Origin of the sequence: Micromonospora sp. AMSO1212t (genome assembly GCF_008868145.1) — a bacterium.
Classification (GTDB): Bacteria; Actinomycetota; Actinomycetes; order Mycobacteriales; family Micromonosporaceae; genus Micromonospora; species Micromonospora tulbaghiae.
Window position 1 is genome coordinate 1 of sequence record NZ_WBKS01000109.1, and the last position, 21,725, is coordinate 21,725.

The following is a 21,725-nucleotide window of genomic DNA, read 5'->3' on the forward strand; positions in this document are numbered from 1 at the left end:
GGCGGGGGTCAGTTGCGGGTGATGGTGAAGGTTGTTGTGGTGTTCTTGATGTCCTGGGCGTTGTCGGTCAGGCGGAGGTTGGTGAACGTGGCCGCGCCGACCGCGGGCCCCTGACCGGCCTCGGGCATCTCGTTGACCCAGATGCCGAAGCCGGACTTCGCGTCGAACGCGTCACCGCTGCGCCGCGCACCGGAGATCGACACGTTCGTCAGCACCGTGTCGGTGATCGGGTTCTCCGGCTGGCTGCCGTTGTACTTGGTCTGGAACATGATCCCCGAGTACGTCGGATCGACGATGTCCACGTCGCTCACCCGGATGCCGCGGAACTCCTTCGACGCCGAGAACAACCACATCGCCGGGAACGTCTGCGCGCCCCAGAAGTGCCCGCCGGAGCGGATCAGCGAGATGTTCTCGAACCGGGTGGGCGGGCTGGCGCCGAACCCGACGAACGGGTAGCCGAAGTCCAGCGAGCTGATCGTGATGCCCGAGTACGTGAGCTGGTCGGCGATGTAGAGGTTGCGGAACACGTTGTCGTACCCGCCGTACACCGCCAGCCCGGCCGCCCGCCAGGTCAGCGTCGCGGTCAGGTTCTCGAACACGTTGCCGTGGTTGCCGCCGGAGCCGCCCTGGTCGGTGGCGGAGAACAGGGCGAACGCGTCGTCGCCGTTGGAGCGGCCCTCCGAGTTGGTGACCAGGTTGTTCGTGCTGCCGTTCGTCATGTTCACCGCGTCGGCGAAGGTGTTGCGGAACCGGCTGTCCCGGATGGTCAGCCCGTCCACGCTCACCCCCCAGTACGCGCAGACGGTGTGCTCCACCCAGACGCTGTCGAGCGTCAGATCGTCCACGTCCTTCAGCTCACCCCACACCTTGCCGGGGCCGTCGATCCGGTTGGTGTAGTTGCCGAAGAACGCCAGGTGGGCGAAGGTCGACCCGCTCGCCGAGGACTCGACCCGGAAGCCGGCGTCGGTGTTCTGCTGGTTGCGCGGAGTCTGGAACCGGGTGTACCACATGCCGGCGCCGACGACCTTCACCGTCTTGCCGTACACCTGGAACTTCTGCGCGGTCTCGTACGTGCCGGCGGGCAGGTAGACGCCGATCAGCGTTCCGGTGGTGTCCATCCGTACCGCGTCCAGCGCGTTCTGCACGTCGGCGTGGCTGAACCCGGTCGGCACCTTGTAGCGGGCCGGGTCGGGGTTGGCGCGCGGCGAGACCAGTTCGGTGTCGACGAAGTCGATCGCGTACGTGGTGCTGTTCGCCGGGTCCTTCTGGAGCCGGATCCGGCTGCCCGCCGGGACTGTGGTGTCGAGCAGCACGTTCGCCTCGTCGTACAGGTGCCGGGGCGCGCCGGCGCTCGGCGAGTCGCTCGGGCCGGCCTCGGCGCCGTAGAGCCAGATGTGCTTGGAGGTGAGGCTCATCGGCTTGTGCAGCACGCCGTTGACGTAGACGTTGATCGTCGAGTCGATCCCGCCGCCGCCCGGCGCGTCGGGGATGGAGTAGCGGGCGACCAGGGCGTTCGCCGCCGACCGGGTGGTCCACTCGACGTACGCGCCGGTGGTGTTGAGCGTGACCGCGCGGCGGCCGGACGCCTCCCCGGCGAGGTCGCCGATGGTGCGGTTCGGGCCGATCACCTGCGCGCCGCCGCCGGTCGTGCCGTCCTCGGCCTCGTACGCGTCGTAGGGCAGGTTCGCCCCTCGGCCGACGAACAACGCGCGGTCGCTGGTGTTGTTCTGCCGCTTCACCGGCAGTTCGTTCGCGTCGTCGGCGAGCACCACCCGCACCGTGTACCGGCCGTTGGCGGCGGTCCAGGTACCGAGCGACACCGGGCCGGCGGTGGCCCCGGCCGCGATCGTGCCGCTGTGCGAGCCGGTGAGCGTGCGGACCACCGCGCCGGACTGGTCGCGCACGGTGAGCGTGATGCCGTGGGCGCCGCTCGCCGACGCGACGGTGCCCTGGTTGCGCAGCGTCACCGCGAAGGAGACGGCTGTGCCGGCGCTCGGCGTGCCGGGTGACCAGGTGACGGCGGAGGCGACCAGGTCGGAGCTGGCGACCGGGCTGACGGTCAGCGCGGTCGGGCTGGTGTAGGAGTTGTTCGCCTCGTTCTGCTCGATCACCGCGTTCGACTCGTCAACCTTGGCGGTGAGCGAGTAGCTGCCGGCGTCGCGTACCCCGATGCTCGCCGAGACGGTGCTTGACGCGCCCGCGGCGAGCGCGCCGACGGCGGCGGTGCCGACCTTCGTCGTACCCAGGTAGAGGGTGACGGCGGTGGCGGCGGAGGCCGCGGTGCCGGCGTTGCGCACGGTGGCGGACAGCGTGATCGCGTCGGTCTCCACCGGCGCGGACGGCGACGCGGTGACGGCGGTGACGGTGAGGTCCGGGTTCGGCGCCGGGACGCCGATGACCTGGAGTTCGGCGACCTGGCCGTTGGAGGAGCCGGAGTTCGCGGTGAACTGGAGCCGGACGTCGGCGGCGGTCGCGGAGACCGGGACGGTCACCGTGTTGGCGCTGTTCGGGTTGAAGGAGTACGTCGCGGAGCCGACAAGGCTGGTGAATCCGGACGCGGACTGTTCCCGGCCGAGCACCTGGAACGTCTGGGTACGCGCGCCCCACGCCGGGTCCGGGTTGAGCTTCACCACCACCGCGCTGATGGCGGCGTTGGCGCCGAGCGCGACGGTGAGCGTGCTCGGGTACGCGCCGGGCGCGCCCTCCCAGTAGGTGGTGACGTCGTTGTCGACCGCGTTGGCGGCGGCGAACACGTGCACCATGGAGGAGGCGGTCGCGGGCTTGCCGGCCGCCAGGTTGGTGCCGCCGGACGTACTGCCGGTGCGGGTGACGGTGTTGCTGTTCGCGGACACGTTCCCGGCGGCGTCGCGGGCGCGCACGTGGTACGAGACGGTGGCGCTGTCCGGCTGGCTGTCGGTGTACGTGAGCGTGGACCCGCTCACTGTGGTGCGCAGCGTGCCGTTGGCGTACACGTCGTAACCGGTGACGCCGACGTTGTCTGTGGACGCGGTCCAGGTCAGCCGGATCTGCCCGCTCGCCGGCTGGGTGTAGGCCAGGTTGCCGGGCGCTGTGGGAGCGACCGTGTCGCCGGTGTTGCCGGTCCGGGTGACCGTGTTGCTGTTCGCCGACACGTTCCCGGCCGCGTCGCGGGCCCGCACGTGGTAGGAGACGGTGGTCCCGGCCGGCTGGGTGTCGGTGTACGCCAGCGTGGAGCCGCCGACAGTGGTGCGCAGGACGCCGTTGGCGTACACGTCGTAGCCGGTGACGCCCACGTTGTCGGTGGACGCGGTCCAGGTCAGCCGCACCTGGTCGGTGGCTGGCTCGGTGAACGCGAGGTTGCCCGGCGCGCTCGGCGCCTGGGTGTCGCCGGTGACCGGGCCGTAGATCTCCAGCTCGGCGAGCTGCCCGGCGGGCCAGGCGCTGTTGGCGGTGAACAGCAGCCGCAGGTAGCGGGTGGACGCGGTGGGCACGGTGACGGTCACCGTGTTGCCGCCGCCCGGGTCGAACGCGTACGACGCGGAGCCGACGAGCGTGCCGAACGTGGAGCCGTTCGTGCTGCCCTGCACGGTGATCGTCTGGGTGCGGGTGCCCCAGCCGGACGGCAGTCGCAGCACCAGCCGGTTGACGCTGGTGGCGGCGCCCAGGTCGGCCTGGATCCACTGCGGGAACGCGTTGTTCGGGCTCTCCCAGTAGGTGGCCGCGTTGCCGTCGTTGGCGTTGCTCGCGCCGTACACGTCGGCGTGGCCGCTCTCGGTCATGGTCCGGCCGAGCGCCAGGTTGGTCGAGGAGGTGGCCGCGCCGTACACCTCCAGTTCGGCGAGCTGCGCGGCGGTCCAGCCGGTGTTCGCGGTGATCACGACCCGCAGGTAGCGGGCGTTCGTGGCGGTGAAGCCGAGCGTCACGGTGTTGGCGGCGGCCGGGCTGAACGTCCGGGCGGCGGACGCGACGACTGTGGTGAAGCCGCTGCCGTCGGCGCTGGCCTGCACGGACAGCGTCTGGGTGCGCGCCTCCCAGGCGGCCGGGAGTTCGAGCACGACCTGGTCGACGGCGCGGCTGGTGCCGAGGTCGACCTGGGCCCACTGGGGCAGCGCGCCGCTGCTCTCCCAGTAGCTGCCCTGGTTGCCGTCGGTCAGGTTGGCCGCGACGTAGGGGCCGTTGACGCTGCTGGCGGTGGCGGTGCGCCCGGCGGCGAGGTTCGGGCCGCCGGCGGCGCGGGCCGGTGGGGCGGGGGCCGCGGTGACGACCAGGCCGACAGCGGCGAGCACCGCGACGATTCCGGTACGGAGTCTGGACATGGTGGACGGACACCTTCTTCCCGGGGGAGGTGGAGAGGCGTTCGGGGGTGGGGGTGCGGTGACGCGGCGGGGACCGGCGGTGGTCCCCGCCGCGCCGGGTCAGGAGGCGTACACCTCGAACTCGGACAGCTGGCCGGCCGGCCAGCCGGTGTTGCCGGTGAAGGTCAGCCGCACGAAGCGGCGGTCACCGGCGGGCAGCGCGATCGACACGCTGTTGCCGCCCGCCGGGTCGAACGTGTAGCCCGCCGCCGCCTTGAGGGGCGAGAACGACGAGCCGTCGGTGGAGCCGAGCACCGAGACGGTCTGGGTACGGGTCTGCCAGGCCGCCGACGGGGGCAGCTTCAGCACCACCCGGGCGACCGGGCGGGCGCTGCCCAGGTCGACTGTCACCGACTGGGGGAAGGCGTTGTTGGCGCTCTCCCAGTAGGTGTTCGCGTTGCCGTCGACGGTGTTGGCGGCGCCGTACACGTCGGCGTGGCTGGTCTCCGCGACCGGCCGGTCCGCCGCGAGGTTGCCGGTCGGCGGCGCGGTGGTGGGCGGCGCTGTCGTGGTGGGCGGCGGCGTGGTCGTGCCGCCGCCGTACACCTCCAGCTCGGCGAGCTGGCCCGCCGGCCAGCCGGTGTTACCGGCCACGGTGACCCGGACGAACCGCCGCTCGCCGGACGGCAGCGCGAGCGACACGGTGTTGCCGGCGGCCGGGTCGAAGACGCGGCCCGCCGACGCGGCGAGTGTGCTGTACGAGGAGCCGTCGGTGGAGCCGAGCACGGCAAGCGTCTGGGTACGCCGTTCCCAGCCGGGCGGGAGCTTGAGCACCACCCGGTCGACGGGGCGGGACGCGCCGAGGTCGACGGTGAGTGACTGCGGGAACGCGTTGTTGGCGCTCTCCCAGTAGCTGGCGGCGTTGCCGTCGACCGCGTTGCCGGCGGCGTACGTCTGGGTGGAGCTGGTGGCGGTCGCCGGGCGGCCCAGGGCCAGGTTCCCGCCGGCCGGCGGCGGCGTGGTCGGCGGCGCGGTGGTCGGCGGGGCCGTCGTCGGCGCTGCCGTGGTCGGCGCCGGGCTGGTGGGCGGCGGGCTGGACGGGCCGTTGCCCCACTGCGGCTGCGGCCACGGCCCGCAGTACGGGGTGGGCGTGAACCAGCCCGAGTTGCCGGTGCCCTGGGTGATCTGGAAGCCGCTGCCGACGCAGTTGTGGATCGGGTTGGACTGGGCGATGCCGGTGGCCCGCACGTTCGTGAACCGGACCTGGCTGGGCGCCTGCACCTGGAGCGCGTACGTGCCCGCGCCGTCGATGCGGACGTTGTCGAACGAGATGCCGCTGGTCTGCCCCTCGATCCAGTGCAGCGCCGCGTACGAGCTGTCCAGGATGTCGGTGTCGGTGACGTTGATGGCGGCGCCCTGGATCGGCTCGTTGAGCGCCGAGAACCAGATCGCGCCCACGCCGAACTGCCAGTTGTAGTCGGAGTTGCCGTTGCGGATCAGCGTGTTGCGGGCGACGGTGATGGTCCCGGCCACGGCGGTCGGCCCGGTGACGCCCGGATAGCGGTTGGCGACGTGGATGCCGCCGCCGTTGGTGACCGAGTCGGCGGTGACGTTGTCCGCGATGGTGATGTCCCGGCCGCCGTAGGTGACCAGGTGGTTGGCCAGGATCGTGACGCCGATGGTGTTGCGGGTGAAGGAGTTGCCGACGTTCGGCACGCTCTGCGCCCACATGGCCAGCGCGTCGTCACCGGTGTTGCGTACGAACGTGTTGGTCACAGTGGAGTTGGTGACGCCCCAGTGGAAGTTCACCCCGTCGGCGGTCTGGTCGAGGATGCGGCTGTTGCGGATGGTGAAGTTGTCCATCGGCCCGTCCATCCAGGCGCCGACCTTGGTGTGCTGCAACCAGAGGTTGTCCACCACCGAGTTGGTCATCGCGCCGCCGATGGCGTTCACCTGGTCCTCGTCGACGCGTTCCCGGATGTCGCCGATGATCGCGAAGTCCCGCAGCGTGACGTTGCGGCTGGGCCCGCCGGCCTCGTGCGACCGGATCTCGCCGGAGTAGCCGCCGCCCGGCACGTACTTGCCGTAGATGCCGGCGGCCCGCTTGCGGTCGGTGGGGTGCCGGCCGCCGAGCACCGAGTACCAGGGGCCGGCGCCGCGCAGCGTCACGCCGTCGACCACCACGTGGTCCCAGAGCGTGAACGTGCCGGCCGGGATCCACACCGCCCGGCCCTGCGCCTTGCCGGCGTCCACGGCGGCCTGGAACTTCGCCGTCGAGTCGGTGGCGCCGGTCGGGTCGGCGCCGAAGTCGGTCACCACGTCCAGCACACCGGACGGCTTGGTGATCTGCGCCCCGACCAGCTCGAAGTCGGCCAGGTCGATGGTGAAGGTGGGTGACTGGGCGGTCGAGGAGACCTGGAGGCGGATCTTCGTGCCGGCCGGATACGTGGTGCCGAACATGGTCCGGGTCTCGTCGTAGAAGTGGTGCGGGTTGGTGTCGCCGGGGTTGTTGTTGAACGGGTAGCCGCCGTAGTACCAGCCGTACCGGGAGGTGACCGGCACGGCCTTGACCAGCGTGCCGTTGGCGCGCAGGTCGATGGTGGCGTCGCGGCCGGTGCCGGCGGCGTTGTCGGGCAGGCTGTACCGGAACGTGACGGCGTTCGCCGGGGCGGTGAGCGTGAACTCGACGTACTCGCCGACGGCGTCGAGCGTGACCGCCTCCCGGCCGGACGCCTCGGACGGCAGCGTGCCGTAGCGCCGGTCGGGGCCGATCTTCGTGCCGGTGTGTGCGGCCTGTTCGGCCTCGTGCTCCCGGAACGGCACTGTGGCGCCGCGTCCGGTGATGTCGAACGGGGACAGCCCGGCGGCGCGCGCCGGGGTGGCGGTCGTGGTGAGCGCCACGACGACGAGTGTCGAGGCGGCGAGCGCGGCGGCGAGGGCGGCCACGCCGGTGCTGCGGTGGCGGTGCGCGGTGCGGTGCTCGGCCATGCGGGGTGTGCTCCCTTTCGTCGGTGGCCAGATCCCCCGTGCGGCGTTGCCTCTCCTTCCTCCTCCCCAGGTGTGCGGCGTGGCGGCGGCCGGGACGGGCCGCCTGCGCCGCGGTCAGGCCGATCGGGTACGCAGCCAGACCGCGGTGTCCGGTTGCAGCCGGTCGTCGTCGAGTGGGCCGCTGGCCAGCAGCAGCCGATCGTGCGCGGGCAGCGGCACGGCTGCGCCGCCGAGGTTGACCAGGCAGGTGAAGCCGGGTTCGCGGGCGAACGCGAGCACGCCGTGCGGTGCGGGCAGCCAGGTCAGCGTGCCGTCGCCGAGCGCGGGTTCGGCGCGGCGCAGCGTCAGCGCGGCCCGGTACAGCTCCAGCATCGAGTGCGGGTCGCCGGTCTGGGCGCGGACCGTACGGTCCTTCCAGTCGGCCGGTTGCGGCAGCCAGGGCGCGGCGCTCGCGCCGTCGGGGCTGAACCCGAACGGCGGCGTGTCGCCCTGCCAGGGCAACGGCACCCGACAGCCGTCGCGACCCGGGTCGACCCGCCCGGAGCGTTCCCACATCGGGTCCTGCCGCAGCTCGTACGGGATGTCCTCGACCTCCCAGAGTCCCAGCTCCTCGCCCTGGTAGACGTAGGCGGCGCCGGGTAGTGCGAGCGACAGCAGCGCGGCGGCGCGGGCCCGGCGGGTGCCCAGTTCCAGGTCGGTGGGGATGCCCTCGCGCTTGGCGGCGAAGCTGAACCGGGTGTCGGCGCGGCCGTACCGGGTGACGTGGCGGGTGACGTCGTGGTTGGACAGCACCCAGGTGGCCGGTGCGCCGACCGGGGCGTGGGCGCCGAGCGTGCCGTCGATGCTCTCCCGCAGCGCCGTGGCGTCCCAGGCGCAGCCGAGGAAGTCGAAGTTGAACGCGGTGTGCAGCTCGTCCGGGCGCAGGTAGTTCGCGAACCGCTGCCGGTCGGGCAGCCACACCTCGCCGACCAGCGCGCGCCCGCCCGGGTACGAGTCGGCGATGCGCCGCCAGGCGCGGTAGACGTCGTGCACGCCGTCCTGGTCGCGGAACGGGTGCGGCCGGTCCGGGTGGACCTCGGGCAGCGTGCCGTCCTTGACCAGCAGACCGGCCGAGTCGATGCGGATGCCGTCCACGCCCCTGTCGAACCAGAAGCGCAGGATGTCCTCGAACTCGGCGCGGACCCGGGGGTGGTCCCAGTTGAAGTCGGGTTGCTGCGGGGCGAACAGGTGCAGGTACCAGTCGCCGGGCGTGCCGTCCGGGTCGGTGGTGCGGGTCCAGGTCGGTCCGCCGAACTCGCCGGTCCAGTCGGTGGGCGGCAGGTCGCCCCCCGGTCCCCGCCCGGCGCGGAACCAGAACAGCTCCCGCTCGGGTGCGGCCGGGCCGCCGTCGAGCGCGGCCCGGAACCACGGGTGCGCGTCGGAGCAGTGGTTGGGCACCACGTCGACGATGCTGCGGACGCCGAGCGCGTGCGCCTCGGCGATCAGCGCCTCCACCTCGGCGAGCGTGCCGAAGACCGGATCGATGTCGCGGTAGTCGGACACGTCGTAGCCGGCGTCGGCCATCGGGGACGGGTACCAGGGGCTGAACCAGATCGCGTCGACGCCGAGCGCGGCGAGGTGATCCAGGCGGGACCGGATGCCGGCGACGTCACCGATCCCGTCGCCGTCGCCGTCGGCGAAGCTGCGCGGATAGACCTGGTAGATCACCGCGGAGCGCCACCACGGGCTGTTGTCGGCCATGGACACGGGCACCTGCTTTCTGCGGGGTCGGTTCTGCGCTGGCGGGCATGCGGCCGACGGCGGCCGTACGGCGGCGCCCGGTCAGCCCTTGAGGCCGCCGGTGGTCAGGCCGGACATGATGTTGCGCTGGAAGATCAGGAACAGCACGACGGTGGGGATCGCGGCGATCACCGACGCGGCGATGACCACGTTCATCGGGGTCCCGCCGGCGAAGGCGTAGATGCCGACGCTGACGGTCCGCGTCTCCGGTGACGGCATCACCAGCTTCGGCCAGAGGAAGTCCTTCCAGACCGCCGTCACCGCGAAGATCGCCACCACGCCGAGGATCGGACGGGACATCGGCAGGACGATGGACCAGAGCGTGCGCAGCGGGGTGGCGCCGTCCATCACGGCGGCGGCCATCAGGTCCTCCGGGATGGAGTCGAAGAACCGCTTCAGCAGGAAGATGTTGAACGCGTTCGCCACCAGCGGCAGCCAGATCGCGAACGGCGAGTCGAGCAGGTTGACGTGCACGATCGGCAGGTCGATCACCGTGACGTACTGCGGGACGATCAGCACCATCGCCGGGATCATCAGCGTCGCCAGCATCATGCCGAGGATCAGCTTGCCCAGCACCGGGCGCAGCTTCGACAACGCGTACGCCGCGGCGGTGTCGAACACGAGCTGGAACAGCACCGCCCCGGTGGCGTAGTAGAACGTGTTGAACAGCAGCTTGGCCAGATCCAGGTTGGTCCAGGCGTCGACGTAGTTGCCCGGCTGCGGATCGCGGGGGAACAACGACGGCGGTGTCTGGGCGATCTCCTGGCCGGACTTCAGCGCGCCGGTGACCATCCAGTACAGCGGGCCGAGGAACACCAGTGTGAACCCGGCCACGACCACGGAGAGCACGATCCAGTAGAGGACGCGGCCACGACCGCGCCGCAGCTGGGCGTGGGAGATGAGCGTGCGGGTGGTGAGGTCGGCGGCCATGTCCTAGTCCTGTCTCGCGGTCAGTCGCAGGTAGACGGCGGAGAACCCGGCCAGCACCACCAGCATGATCACGCCGAGCGCGGCGGCGCCGTTGAGGTCGTTCTGGAAGAAGCCGTGCTGGTAGATCAGATACGCCACGGAGGTCGCCGAGTCCTGCGTACCGGCGCCGTTGGCGAGGATCAGCGGCTCGATGAACAGCTGCATGGTGGCGACGATCTGGAGCATCGCCAGCAGCGCCAGGATCAGCCGGGTCTGCGGGACCGTCACGTGCAGGATGCGCCGCCACACCCCGGCGCCGTCGATCTCGGCGGCCTCGTACAGCTCGCCGGGGATGTTCTGCAACGCGGCCAGATAGATCAGCACCGCGCCGCCCATGTTCATCCAGGTCGACGCGATCACCATGGCCGGCATCGTCATGGTCGGCGACTGCATCCACTCCGAGGTGGGCAGTCCCAGCGCGGTGAGGATCGCGTTGAACAGGCCCGCGTCGCTCGGGTCGTACGCGTAGAACTTGAACAGGAACAGCGCCGAGGCCGGCGGCAGCATGACCGGCAGGTAGACCAGCACCCGCAGGTAGCCCTTGGCGTGACGCAGCTCGTTGAGCAGGATCGCCACGAAGAACGGCACCGCGTAGCCGAGCACCAGCGCCAGGCCGGTGAAGACGAACGTGTTCTTCCACGCGGTCCAGAAGCTCGGATCGGCGATGATCCGGCTGTAGTTGTCCCAGCCCACCCAGGTGGTCTCGCCCCGGCGGGTGCGCTGGAAGCTCATCACGACGCCGCGGACCATCGGGTACCAGGAGAAGACGGCGAAGCACGCGACCGCGCCGATGAGGAACGTGTGCCCGGTGAGGTTGTCCCGGACCTTGCGGCCGAGACCGGCGCGGCGTCCGGCGGTACGCGACGGCGTCGGCGCGACGGGGCCGGGACGGCGGGTGGCGCCGGGGGCGGTGGTGAGCGCCAAGGCGACTCCTGCGGTGCTCGGGGAGGTGGGGCCGGTGCGCCGGCCCCACCTCCGGTCGGGTCAGCTCTGCGCGGCCAGCAGCTGGTTGACCTTGTCCTCGGCGGTCTTGAGCAGCGCGTCGATGTTCGCGTTCGGGTTGGTCAGCACCCCGGACATCGCGGCGTCGAGCACCGCGTAGATCGCCTGGGCGTTGCGCGGCTCCCCCTTGATCGGCACCGGGTTGGCCTCGAAGACCGCGAAGTTGGTGGTGTCGACGTTCGCGTTGGCCTTGCGCAGCTCCAGTTCCTGCTTCTGCGCGTCGCTGCCGTTCGCGAACAGCAGCGGCTGGGGCAGGCCGACCGGGTAGTTCTGCGGCTTGGCGCGTACGTAGTCGAACTGGCCCTTGCCGGGGGTCAGCTTCTGGTAGGCGAGCCACTTCAGGCCGGCCTTGACCTGCTCGGGGCTGAGGCCCTTCTTGAAGAAGTAGCCCTCGCCGCCGCCGAGTGTGGCCTTGGCCTGCCCGTCCTGGCCGGGCAGCGGGCCCATCGCCCAGTCCTGGTACTTGCCCTGGAACTGGCTGACGATCGCCTGGGTCGCGTCCGGCGCGCCGATGAACATGCCGACCTTGCCGGCGCCGGCGTTGGTGAGCAGGTCACCCCACTGGAGCAGCTGCCGGCTGCCCATGCTGTTGTCGCCGTAGCGCATGTCCTTGAGGTTCTGCAGGACCTGCTTGCCCATCGCGTTGTTGAAGTCGGCCTTCTTGCCGTCGGCGCCGAGCACCTGGCCGCCCTGGGAGTAGAGCAGCGAGGTGAAGTGCCAGCCGCCGGTGTTGCCGGCGCTGTACTCGGCGTACCCGGCGATGCCGTCGCCGAGCGCGGAGATCTTCTTGGCTGCGGCCCGCACCTCGGGCCAGGTCTTCGGCGGGTTGTTCACGTCGAGCCCGGCCCGCTGGAACAGCGCCTTGTTGTAGATCAGGCCCATCGAGTAGTTCTTCACCGGTACGGCGTAGAGCTTGCCGCCGTCGGTGAACACCTCCTTGAGCGCCGGGTCGACGCTGTCCCAGGTGGGGATGGTGTCCTTCGTGGCGTACTGGCCGATGTCCATCGCCTGGCCGGAGTCCAGCACCTGCTGGAGGTCGGTCATGTAGCCGTAGAACACGTCGGTGACGGTGCCGCCGGCCAGGCGGGCGGTGAAGTCCGGCGGGTTGTTGCACTGCTCGCCGACGCTGACGCTCTTGACGACGATGTCCGGGTTCTGCCGCTGGAACTCGGCGACGTCGTCGTTCCAGTTCTTCAGCAGTTCCTTCTGCGCGCCGACCGGCTGGCAGTCGACGGTGATGGTGACCTTGCCGCCGGCGTCGCTGCTGTCGTCGCTCTTGGTGGAGCACGCCGCAAGGCTGAGCCCGAGGCCGGCCGCGAGCGCGAGCGCCGCGACCTTCCGATACTGCGGTACGGACATCTGTCCATCCCTTCGGGAACGGGTGTATCCATGGCCTTCAGTGATGTGCGGTGACCGCGCGGCTGCCTCCGGTGGTGGAACGGCACCCGGCGCGCGCCCTGCCTCCGGAAACCGCGCCCCGGGTCAGGTGTGAGTGGAGTCACTGTAACGACGTGAACCATAGACAGCAAGATGCCGACTCGATGACGCAAGAACACGACTTGGTCACGCAGATCGCGGAGTCGGTGTCACCTCGGGGAACGGCGGCCGGCCCCGGGTCCTGGATGGACGCGGGGCGAGGCAGGAGAGGATCGGGTCAGCGGCGAGGGGCGGGGGCGGTGGAGCCGCGTACCACCAGCTCGGGCTCGAACAGCAGCTCGTCGTGCAGCACGCCGACGCCCTCGATCTGGGTCACCAGCAGGTCCACAGCGGCCTGACCCATCGTCTCGATCGGCTGCCGCACAGTGGTCAGCGGCGGGTCGGTGCAGGTCATGAACGCCGAGTCGTCGAACCCGACCACCGACACGTCGGCCGGTACGGCGCAGCCCAGGCGGCGGGCGGCGCGGATGGTGCCCAGCGCCAGCACGTCGCTCGCGCAGACGATCCCGGTGGCGCCGCGCTCGATCAGTTTCGTGGCGGCGACCCGCGCGCCCTCCATGGAGAAGCTGGACCGCTCCACCAGGGACCGGTCCTCGCCCCAGCCGGCGGCCCGGACCATGGCGTCGAGCTTGCGGCGCGAGGGCACGTGGTCGGCCGGGCCGAGGACCATGCCGATCCGCTCGTGGCCGAGGGAGCGCAGGTGCCCGTACGCCTGCTCGACGGCGACCGCGTCGTCGGTGGACACCCGCGGGAAGCCCAGCTCCTCGACCCCGGCGTTCACCAGCACCACCGGCAGGCCCCGGTCGGTCAGGCGCCGGTAGTGCTCGTGCGAGGCGTCGGCCAGCGCGTACGAGCCACCGGCGAAGATGACGCCGCTGACCTGGTGGTCGAGCAGCATCTCCACGTACCCGGACTCCGGCACGCCACCGATGGTGCGGGCGCACAGCGCCGGGGTGAAGCCGCGCTGCGCGAGCGAGCCGGTGACCACCTCGGCCAGCGCCGGGAAGATCGGGTTCTGCAACTCCGGCAGCACCAGGCCGACCAGGCGGGCACGTTCGCCGCGCAGCTTCGTCGGGCGCTCGTAGCCGAGCACGTCGAGGGCGGTCAGCACGGCGGTCCGGGTCGCCTCGGACACCCCGCCGCGGCCGTTGAGCACGCGGCTCACTGTGGCCTCGCTGACACCCGCCTTGCGGGCCACCTCGGTCAGGCGCTTCGTCACGGCGGCAATCGTACGTCCGATTCTTGCAAGAAATGAACAACCGGAGTGGTCACTTCTTGCCGTCCGGGCGGTCCGCCGGTCAGAAAGATACGAACAGATTGATGCTTGAAAGGCAACAGAGCACCGGAATAACATGAGGAACCTTGTCGATGGCCTGCGCCGCCGAGGCCACCCCTCCCCCGAGAAAGTGGGTGCTCCGATGTCGCGGAGCGTGCCGAGGATCCTCGCGGCGCCGGTCGTCGCCGCCGCCCTGCTCGCACCACCCGGTGCCGCCGCGGCGGGCCCGCCGCGCGGACCGGCCCCCGTGGTGACCCGCGCCGGGCTCGACCCCGCGCTCGTCGCCGGTCGTGGCGCGACGGTGGACTACGTCGAGCAGGAGGCGGAACACGGCCGCACCACCGGCACCGTGATCGGGCCGGACCGGTCGGCGTACACACTGGCCGGTGAGGCGTCCGGCCGCCGGGCCGTGCGCCTGCTGCCCGGCCAGCACGTCGAACTGACGCTCCCCCGGTCCACGAACGCGCTCACCGTGCGCTACAGCATCCCGGACGCGCCCGGCGGCGGCGGGATCACCGCTCCGCTGCGGGTCTCAGTCGGGCACACGCCCCCGCGCACCATGACGCTGACCTCGCAGTACGCCTGGCTCTACAACCAGTACCCGTTCACCAACGACCCCGGCGCCGACCTGCTGCACCCGGACTGGTGGATCACCGAGTGCTCCTGCGTCCCGGCCGCCACCACGCCCGCGCCGGTGATCGGCAAGCCGTTCCGGCCGCACCACTTCTACGACGAGCAGCGGATGCTGCTCGGCCGTACCCACCGGGCCGGTGAGGTGGTCCGGCTGACCGCGCCGCGCGGCACGGCCGCCGCGTGGACGGTGATCGACCTGGTGGACGCGCACCTCGTCGCACCGCCCCGGACGGTTCCCCGCGCGGTGAACGCGCTGTCCTTCGGCGCCGATCCGACCGGCCGGCGGGAGTCCGCCGACGCGTTCGACCGCGCCATCGCGTACGCCCGCCGGGTGGACCGCCCGCTCTACCTGCCGCCGGGCACCTACCAGGTCAACCGGCACGTCGTCGTCGACGACGTGACGATCGCCGGGGCCGGCAGCTGGTACACGGTCGTGCGGGGACGCGAGGTGGCGCTGGAGACGCCGGCACCCGACGGTTCCCGCCACACCGGCGTCGGCTTCTACGGCCGCGACGCCGCCGACGGCGGCAGCAGCGACGTGCACCTGTCCGGCTTCGCGATCGAGGGCGACGTACGGGAGCGGATCGACACCGACCAGGTCAACGCCGTCGGCGGGGCACTCAACCGCAGCACGATCGACGGCCTCTACCTGCACCACACCAAGGTCGGCATGTGGTTCGACGGGCCGATGACCGGCCTGCGGGTCACGAACACGGTGATCGCGGACCAGATCGCCGACGGGCTGAACCTCCACACCGGCGTCACGCACTCGTCGGTGACGAACTCGGTGGTCCGCAACAGCGGCGACGACGCGCTGGCCATGTGGTCGGAGGGCACGGCGAACGCGTCGAACACGTTCGCGTACAACACCGTGCAGTCGCCGGTGCTCGCCAACGGCATCGCGCTGTACGGCGGCGCCGACCTCACCGTGGCGCACAACCTGATCGCCGACCCGGTACGCGAGGGCAGCGCGATCCAGGTGGGCTCCCGGTTCGGGGCCGAGCCGTTCACCGGCCGGCTGCGGATCACCGGCAACACCACGGTCCGGGCCGGCACGTACGACCTGAACTGGAACATCGGCCTCGGCGCGATCTGGTTCTACGCGCTGGACCGCAGCATCGACGCGGCGGACATCGAGGTGCGCGGTGACGCGTACCTGGACAGCACCTACAACGCGATCATGCTGGTCAGCGACTGGCCGGTGAAGGACAGCGTCCGCATCGACAACGTCCGCTTCCGCGACATCCGGGTCGACGGCACCGGGACGTCGGTGGTCAGCGCGCGTACGGCGGGCGGGGCGAGCTTCGCGAACGTCGACGCCCGCAACGTGGGCGCGGTCGGCGTGAACAACTGCGGGTCGTTCCACTTCACCCCGGCCGGGTCGGAGTTCGGCCTGACCGACCTCGGCGGCAACGACGGCGGCTGGCTGGCGTCGTGGCTGCTGCCGAACACCATCACCTGCGACGACCGGCCGCCCGTGGTGCCGCCGCCTCCGCCCTCGCGCTGGTGACACGACGCGACCCCCGCCGGCCGGGCCGGCGGGGGTCGCGGTACGGGTGGCTCAGGCCTCGGTGAGCTGGCCGCGCAGCTTGGTCAGGGCGCGGGCGAGCAGCCGGGACACGTGCATCTGGGAGACACCGACCCGGGCGGCGATCTCGCTCTGGGTCAGGTTGCCGTAGAAGCGCAGCGTGAGGATCTTCTGCTCCCGCTCGTCGAGCGTGGCGAGCGCCGGGCCGAGCGAGGCGCGCAGGTCGGCCAGCTCGTACTCGTTGTCCTCGGTGCCGAGCGTGTCGCCCAGCTCGGTGGCGCTGTCGCCGTCGCCGATCGGGGTGGACAGCGAGACCGCGTTGTACGCGCGGGCGCCCTCCAGGCCCTCCAGCACCTCTTCCTCGGTGACGTCGAGGTGGGCGGCGATGTCGGCGACGGTCGGGGCCCGGTTGAGCGTCTGGGTCAGCGTGCTGTTGGCCTCGGAGATGCGCAGCCGCAGCTCCTGGAGGCGACGCGGAACCCGGATGTTCCAGGTGCGGTCGCGGAAGTGCCGCTTGATCTCGCCGAGGATGGTCGGGATGGCGAAGCCGGCGAAGTCGACGCCGCGCGAGGCGTCGAACCGGTCGACGGCCTTGATCAGGCCGAGCGCCGCGGTCTGGGCCAGGTCGCCGGCCGGCTCGCCGCGACCGCTGTAGCGGGCGGCCAGGTGGTTCGCCAGCGGCAGCCACGCCTCGATGACCTGGTTGCGCAGGGCGGCCCGCTGGGGGTGGTCGGCGGGCAGCGCGGCGAGCGCCGCGATCAGCTCACTGGCGCGGCTCTCCTCACCGGTCTGCGGCGCGCGCTGCACCTCGGTCGCGGTCGATGCCATGGTCATCGTGGTCATGCTGCCCTTCCTGTCCTCGGAGAACGGGTGGCCTCCCACACCGGTCGTGCCAGCCACACTAGACCAAAGGTCACCGCCAAATCAACCGAACGGACGATGGAGATTTCGGTTCATATCCGGACAGAGCAGCGAGGAAGGGCGTTAGCGAGGTAACAGTGGCCGGTAGTCGGCGGCGGTGAGCGGCAGCGCGGAGAGGCTTCCGTCCGCGCGTGGCACCTCCAGCGGCTGCCCGTCCCGGCGGAACGCCACGCTGTACACGTCGGGCCGCTGAGTGAGGCTGCACACGATCTGCCCGAAGGCGAGCACCTCGTCGTTGCGGCCGGTCTCCTCCCCGGCCTGGCGCACGTCGACGGTGGCCAGCGTGCCGGTCAGCGTCGCCCCGGCCACCGCCACCGTGCCCGGCAGCGCCGTGGCCAGCCCCTGACGGCGCTCGCCGCCGTCCGGCCCGGCCAGCAGGTGCTGGAGGTGCGAGTCCACCCCGGGCAACCCGTCCACCCGGCGCTTGACCACGACCAGCCCGTCGTCGCGGACGAAGCAGAACGGCTCGTCCACCCGCCCGTCCCCGTCGGCGGTCGAGGACACGGCGGGGGTCGGGAACGCGCCGGGCGGCGTCTGCACCACGCGGGGCTCGTCGTCCACCGGCACCCCGCAGCCGCCCAGCAGCACGGCCGCCAGCAGGCCGGGCAGGAGCCGCCGGCGGCTCATCGCAGCGCTCCGGGCAGCTCGACCCGGAAGCGGGCGCCGGGCCCGCGGTCCAGCACCGCGGCCGTACCGCCGTGCGCGGCGGCGTGCTGCGCCACCAGCGCGAGCCCGAGGCCGGTGCCGTCGGTCCCGGCCCGGTCGTGCGCCGCCCGGCCCCTGACGAACCGGTCGAAGATGATCTCGCGGTCGCCGGGCGGCACGCCCGGACCGTCGTCGTCGACCTCCAGCACGCCCACGCCGTCGCGCCCGCCGAGGCGTATCGCGACCGGCCCGCCGCCGTACCGCTCGGCGTTCTCCAGCAGGTTCAGCAGCGTCTGGGCGAACCGGCGCCGGTCGACCCACCACAGGCGCGGGGCGTCGCCGTCGACGGTCACCAGGCTCTCCGGCAGCGACCGTTCCCGGCAGGTGGCCCGGGCCAGCTCCACCACGTCGACCGTCTCGCGGTGTGCCGGCTGCTCGGTGCGGGCCAGCTGGATGAGGTCGTCGACCAGACGCTGGAACCGGGTCACCTCGTCGGCGACCAGGCCCGCCGCGGTGGCGGTGCGCTCGTCCTGGTGCTCCCGGCGGCGGTTGAGCACGCTCGCGGCGGCGGCCAGGGTCTGCAACGGCGAGCGCAGCTCGTGGCTCACGTCGGCGGCGAAGCGCCGGTCCCGCTCGATGCGGTGCACCAGCTTGTCGACCATCTCGTTGAACGAGCTGGACAGGCGGGTCAGGTCGGGATCGGTGGTCGGGTCGAGCCGGGTGGCGAAGTCGCCGGACGCGATCCGTTCCGCCGCGTCGGCGACCGCGGTGAGCGGCCGCAGGCTGTGCCGGGTGGCGTACCAGCCGAGCGCCGCGCCCGCACCGGCGACCATGATCGCCACCGCGATCAGCGCCAGGCCCACCACCTGGAACGTCTCCTCGACCTCCCGCAGCGAGGTCAGCTCGTAGTAGCCGAGCGCGCCGGGCAGCGGCACGCCCACCAGCAGCGCGGGCTGCCCGTCGAGCCGGATGCGCTGCACCGCGGGCTTGCCGTCGGCCACCATCCGTTGCAGCTCCACCGGCACCGAGCTGGCGCCCACGTCGGCGGTACGGGCGTACCAGCCGTCGGGCAGGTGCAGCAGCGGGCGGCGGGCACTGCCGGTGTCGAGCGAGCGCAGCACGGCCACCACGTCCGGGGTGCCGGTGTCCAGGCCGGAACGGACCACGGCGGCGTCGTAGTAGGCGGCCCGGACCGCGGTGCGCTCCCGCTCGTCGAGCAGCGAGCGCCGGGTCAGGTCGTACGAGAACAGGGCCATCAGCGCGGACAGCAGCAACGCCCCCACGGCGAACGCCGCGGTGACCCGGGCGCGCAGGCCGGGACGGGTCATCGCTGGAGTTTGTAGCCGAGGCCGCGCAGGGTGACCAGGTGGCGCGGGTTGGCCGGGTCGGGTTCGATCTTCTGCCGCAGCCGGCCCACGTGCACGTCGACGAGCCGCTCGTCGCCGGTCTCGTAACCCCAGACCCGGCTGAGCAGCTGCTGGCGCGACAGCACCCGGCCGGCGTGCTCGGCCAGCTCGCACAGCAGCCGGAACTCGGTGCGGGTGACCGGCACCGGCTGTCCCGAGCGCCGCACCTCGCCGGCCTCCGCGCTGATCTCCAGGTCGCCGAAGAACTGGGCGGGCACTGGCCCGGACACCGTGCGTACGCGCCGGCGCAGCGCCCGCAGCCGGGCGGACAGCTCCTTGATCGCGACCGGCTTCACCACGTAGTCGTCGGCGCCCGCCTCCAGCGCGGCGACGATGTCGTGGGTGTCGTCGCGGGCGCTGATCACCACGACCGGCACGTCGTCGTCCCGGCGCAGTTGACGGATGCAGTCGAACCCGTTCATGCCGGGCAGCATCAGGTCGACGAGCACGTAGTCCGCCGGCTTCTCCCGCTGCCGGCGCAGGCCGTCCTCGGCGGTCGGCGCGCCGTACGCCTCGTAGCCCTCCTCCTCCAGGGCGAGCTGCAGCGCGAGCCGGATGCGGTCGTCGTCCTCGATCACCAGTACGGCCGTCATATGGGCATCATGACCGGCGCTGCACGGGTCGCCCAATCGCGTAGGCCGTTCGTGGTTTTTGTCATCGAACCGTCATGCAACCGTCCGGTGACCTCCAAGATCCCTGCGCAGAGTGGGGTCTGACCCGATCCCGCCACGGAAGCGACCCGATGCCTGCCAGCCTGCCGTCCCCGCCGGAGTCCGCCGTGCCGCACGTGCGCGTGGACATCACCGACGAGCTGGACCTCGCCGGGCTGCCCGAGGTCGCCCACGTGCTGGACCGCATCCTCGCGCTACGGCCCCGCGAGCTGACCGTCGACCTCGCCGGGTGCCGGCATGTGGACGCCGCCGCCGTCGCGCTGCTGCTGGACGTGCACCGCCGGCTCGCGCGGCAGGGCGGCCTGCTCACCCTGAGCAATCCACATCCGCGGATCCGGCGCATCCTGGAGAACTCCGGGCTCGGTGCCGTGCCCGTCGTCGACACGCCCCGTCCGGCCGCGCGCGGCCGGGCCCGGGTCGCGTCCGCATCACGCTGAGGAGGAGTGGTGACCGGCAGCACGCTCGTCGGAGCGCTCGTGGTGGGTCTGGCCGTCGGCGGGCTGGGACGCCTCGTCCTGCCGGGGCGCAAGGCCGTCCCGGTGTGGCTGACACTCGCGCTCGGCGTCGCGGCCGCGCTGCTCGGCGCGATCGTGGTCGGGCTGGTGGACCACCGCACCGACGGATCGCCGGTGCTGCCGCTGATGGTGCAGACCGGCTTCGCCGCCGTGGCAGTCGTGCTGGCGGTGGTCGCCGCGGGCCGGCCGGAGGCGGCCGGGCAGACGCCGCCCGGCACGGGCGGCCGGCGGAAGGAGGAGGTGTGACCGTCGTACCCGCGGACCACCTGATGACGCTCATCTGCGACGGCTGCGGCGACAGCGTCACCGGCGCGGGCGCCACGCTGCCCGACGCCGAGGTGGTCTGGACGCTCGTGTTCGAGCACGACTGGGTCGGCTCGCCGTTCGCGTCCGGACCGCACCACTGCCCCCGGTGCAGCGCCCGGGCGGCCATCGCCGACGACGGCCTGGGCACCGAGGATCTGGAGCAGGTGGGCGGCACCCCGGCCGCCCACGACGTCGACCCGGCCACGACGGTGCGCCGCGCCCTCGCCGAGCGCTCGCTGCGCGACGACATGGAGCTGGTCGACCTGTCCGGCCTGGAGGTGATCGACTCCGCCGGGCTCAGCCTGCTGGTGCGCGCGCACCAGGACGCCCGGCGCGACGGCCGGCGACTGTGCCTGCTGTCCCCGTCGCGGTTCGTGCTCACCGTGCTGCACACCATGCGGCTCGACGGCGTCTTCACAGTCGTCGACGGCCGCGTCCCGGCGCCGGGCCTCGCGTCCCGGCAACCGGTCCTGACCGAACAGAAGGAGCCCTCCCCATGGTGATGCCCTGGCCGTACCCCGAGTTCCCGTTCACCGGCGGAGGACCGGAGCCCGACGACGCGGACACCCGGCTCGCGTCGCTCGTCGCGCGGCGGCTCAGCGCCGACTGGACCACCCGCCGGCAGCAGATCACCGTGACCGTGCAGAACCGGGTGGTCATCCTCGCCGGCCTGGTGGCCGACCCGCAGACGCGCCTGGTCGCCGCCGAACTGGCGTGGGACGTGCCGGGCGTGTACGACGTCTGCAACGCGCTGCGGCTCTACGGCGGGCGCCGCGGCGGCCGCTGAGCGGCGGCGGTTGCACGCATCGGCATCCACCTCTACGCTCGGCCGTGGGAGCGCTCCCCCAGGCCGCCGCGTCGGGCTTTCCGGGCAGGTTCACGACGGGCACCGTCCGATCACCATCCAGACGATGGGACCTTCCCGCATGTTCTCGATTCCCCGTCCGTCCCGGCGGCACCTGCTCGTCGGCGGCGCGGTCGGCGCGCTCGCCCTGGCCGCCACGGCCGTCCTGCCGTCGCCGAACGCGATGGCGGCGACCGGCTGCGCCGTCACCTACACCACCAACTCCTGGCCCGGCGGCTTCACCGCGAACGTGGCGGTGCGCAACCTCGGCGACCCGGTGAGCAACTGGACGCTCGGCTTCACCTTCCCCGACGGCGGCCAGCGCGTGGTGCAGGGCTGGTCGGCCACCTGGCAGCAGAGCGGTTCGGCGGTCACCGCGCGCAGCCTCGACTACAACGGCGCACTCGGCACCGGCGCGAGCACCACTGTCGGCTTCAACGGCTCGTGGACCGGGTCGAACCCGAGCCCCACGTCGTTCACGCTCAACGGCACGGTCTGCACCGGCGGCACGAGCACCCCGCCGCCCAGCAC

Annotated in this window: 17 protein-coding genes; 6 read left to right on the top strand and 11 right to left on the bottom strand. The window is 72.0% G+C overall.

Annotated features, from left to right (window positions below; genetic code table 11):
- Positions 1–8: 8 nt before the first annotated feature.
- The 7 genes from F8279_RS22855 to F8279_RS22885 all read right to left on the bottom strand — a co-directional run bounded on the left by F8279_RS22855 (position 9) and on the right by F8279_RS22885 (position 13,668).
- Complete coding sequence (locus tag F8279_RS22855; protein WP_151500998.1) at positions 9–4,295, bottom strand: discoidin domain-containing protein; 4,287 nt, start codon at positions 4,293–4,295, stop codon at positions 9–11.
- Positions 4,296–4,394: 99 nt separating this feature from the next.
- On the bottom strand, positions 4,395–7,262 hold the full coding sequence (locus F8279_RS22860) for a discoidin domain-containing protein (RefSeq protein ID WP_151500999.1): 2,868 nt from the start codon (positions 7,260–7,262) through the stop codon (positions 4,395–4,397).
- Between the two features lie 114 nt (positions 7,263–7,376).
- Entirely contained in the window at positions 7,377–9,002 is a 1,626-nt protein-coding gene (locus F8279_RS22865; RefSeq protein WP_151501007.1) for a glycoside hydrolase family 13 protein, read from the bottom strand.
- Positions 9,003–9,083: 81 nt separating this feature from the next.
- Positions 9,084–9,971 carry a carbohydrate ABC transporter permease gene (locus F8279_RS22870; RefSeq protein ID WP_151501000.1) on the bottom strand — a complete coding sequence of 296 codons (888 nt, stop codon included), beginning with the start codon at positions 9,969–9,971 and terminating at the stop codon, positions 9,084–9,086.
- 3 nt (positions 9,972–9,974) lie between these two features.
- Positions 9,975–10,934 (bottom strand): carbohydrate ABC transporter permease, encoded by a 960-nt coding sequence (locus tag F8279_RS22875; protein WP_151501001.1) that lies wholly within the window; start codon positions 10,932–10,934, stop codon positions 9,975–9,977.
- Positions 10,935–10,994: 60 nt separating this feature from the next.
- The gene (locus F8279_RS22880) at positions 10,995–12,371 is read right to left on the bottom strand and encodes an ABC transporter substrate-binding protein (protein WP_151501002.1); all 1,377 of its coding nucleotides are present in this window, start codon (positions 12,369–12,371) and stop codon (positions 10,995–10,997) included.
- 295 nt (positions 12,372–12,666) lie between these two features.
- A complete protein-coding gene (locus F8279_RS22885) occupies positions 12,667–13,668 on the bottom strand; it encodes a LacI family DNA-binding transcriptional regulator (RefSeq protein WP_336624802.1) in 1,002 nt (333 codons plus the stop codon).
- Between the two features lie 199 nt (positions 13,669–13,867).
- Between F8279_RS22885 and F8279_RS22890 the strand changes: the two genes are divergently transcribed.
- Positions 13,868–15,868 carry a glycosyl hydrolase family 28-related protein gene (locus tag F8279_RS22890; protein WP_217493449.1) on the top strand — a complete coding sequence of 667 codons (2,001 nt, stop codon included), beginning with the start codon at positions 13,868–13,870 and terminating at the stop codon, positions 15,866–15,868.
- Positions 15,869–15,919: 51 nt separating this feature from the next.
- Here F8279_RS22890 and F8279_RS22895 read toward each other — a convergent pair whose 3' ends face one another.
- The 4 genes from F8279_RS22895 to F8279_RS22910 all read right to left on the bottom strand — a co-directional run bounded on the left by F8279_RS22895 (position 15,920) and on the right by F8279_RS22910 (position 19,451).
- The gene (locus tag F8279_RS22895; protein WP_091428154.1) at positions 15,920–16,729 is read right to left on the bottom strand and encodes a SigB/SigF/SigG family RNA polymerase sigma factor; all 810 of its coding nucleotides are present in this window, start codon (positions 16,727–16,729) and stop codon (positions 15,920–15,922) included.
- 141 nt (positions 16,730–16,870) lie between these two features.
- Positions 16,871–17,434: a GerMN domain-containing protein gene (locus F8279_RS22900; RefSeq protein WP_091428152.1), complete on the bottom strand. Its 564-nt coding sequence runs from the start codon at positions 17,432–17,434 to the stop codon at positions 16,871–16,873.
- On the bottom strand, positions 17,431–18,780 hold the full coding sequence (locus tag F8279_RS22905) for a cell wall metabolism sensor histidine kinase WalK (RefSeq protein WP_091428150.1): 1,350 nt from the start codon (positions 18,778–18,780) through the stop codon (positions 17,431–17,433). Before F8279_RS22905 ends, F8279_RS22900 begins: the two co-directional genes overlap by 4 nt.
- A complete protein-coding gene (locus tag F8279_RS22910; RefSeq protein WP_091428148.1) occupies positions 18,777–19,451 on the bottom strand; it encodes a response regulator transcription factor in 675 nt (224 codons plus the stop codon). Before F8279_RS22910 ends, F8279_RS22905 begins: the two co-directional genes overlap by 4 nt.
- A gap of 149 nt (positions 19,452–19,600) precedes the next feature.
- Between F8279_RS22910 and F8279_RS22915 the strand changes: the two genes are divergently transcribed.
- From F8279_RS22915 to F8279_RS22935, 5 genes are all read left to right on the top strand, one after another.
- Positions 19,601–19,966, top strand: a complete 366-nt coding sequence (locus F8279_RS22915; protein WP_151501003.1) for an STAS domain-containing protein — start codon at positions 19,601–19,603, stop codon at positions 19,964–19,966.
- Positions 19,967–19,975: 9 nt separating this feature from the next.
- Entirely contained in the window at positions 19,976–20,290 is a 315-nt protein-coding gene (locus tag F8279_RS22920; protein WP_151501004.1) for a hypothetical protein, read from the top strand.
- Positions 20,287–20,853: an STAS domain-containing protein gene (locus F8279_RS22925; protein WP_151501005.1), complete on the top strand. Its 567-nt coding sequence runs from the start codon at positions 20,287–20,289 to the stop codon at positions 20,851–20,853. The genes F8279_RS22920 and F8279_RS22925 overlap by 4 nt, the downstream gene beginning before the upstream one ends.
- Positions 20,847–21,137: a BON domain-containing protein gene (locus tag F8279_RS22930; protein WP_151501006.1), complete on the top strand. Its 291-nt coding sequence runs from the start codon at positions 20,847–20,849 to the stop codon at positions 21,135–21,137. Before F8279_RS22925 ends, F8279_RS22930 begins: the two co-directional genes overlap by 7 nt.
- A 139-nt stretch (positions 21,138–21,276) precedes the next feature.
- Positions 21,277–21,725: cellulose binding domain-containing protein (locus F8279_RS22935; protein ID WP_192580751.1), on the top strand; the 449-nt coding region annotated here is incomplete at its 3' end.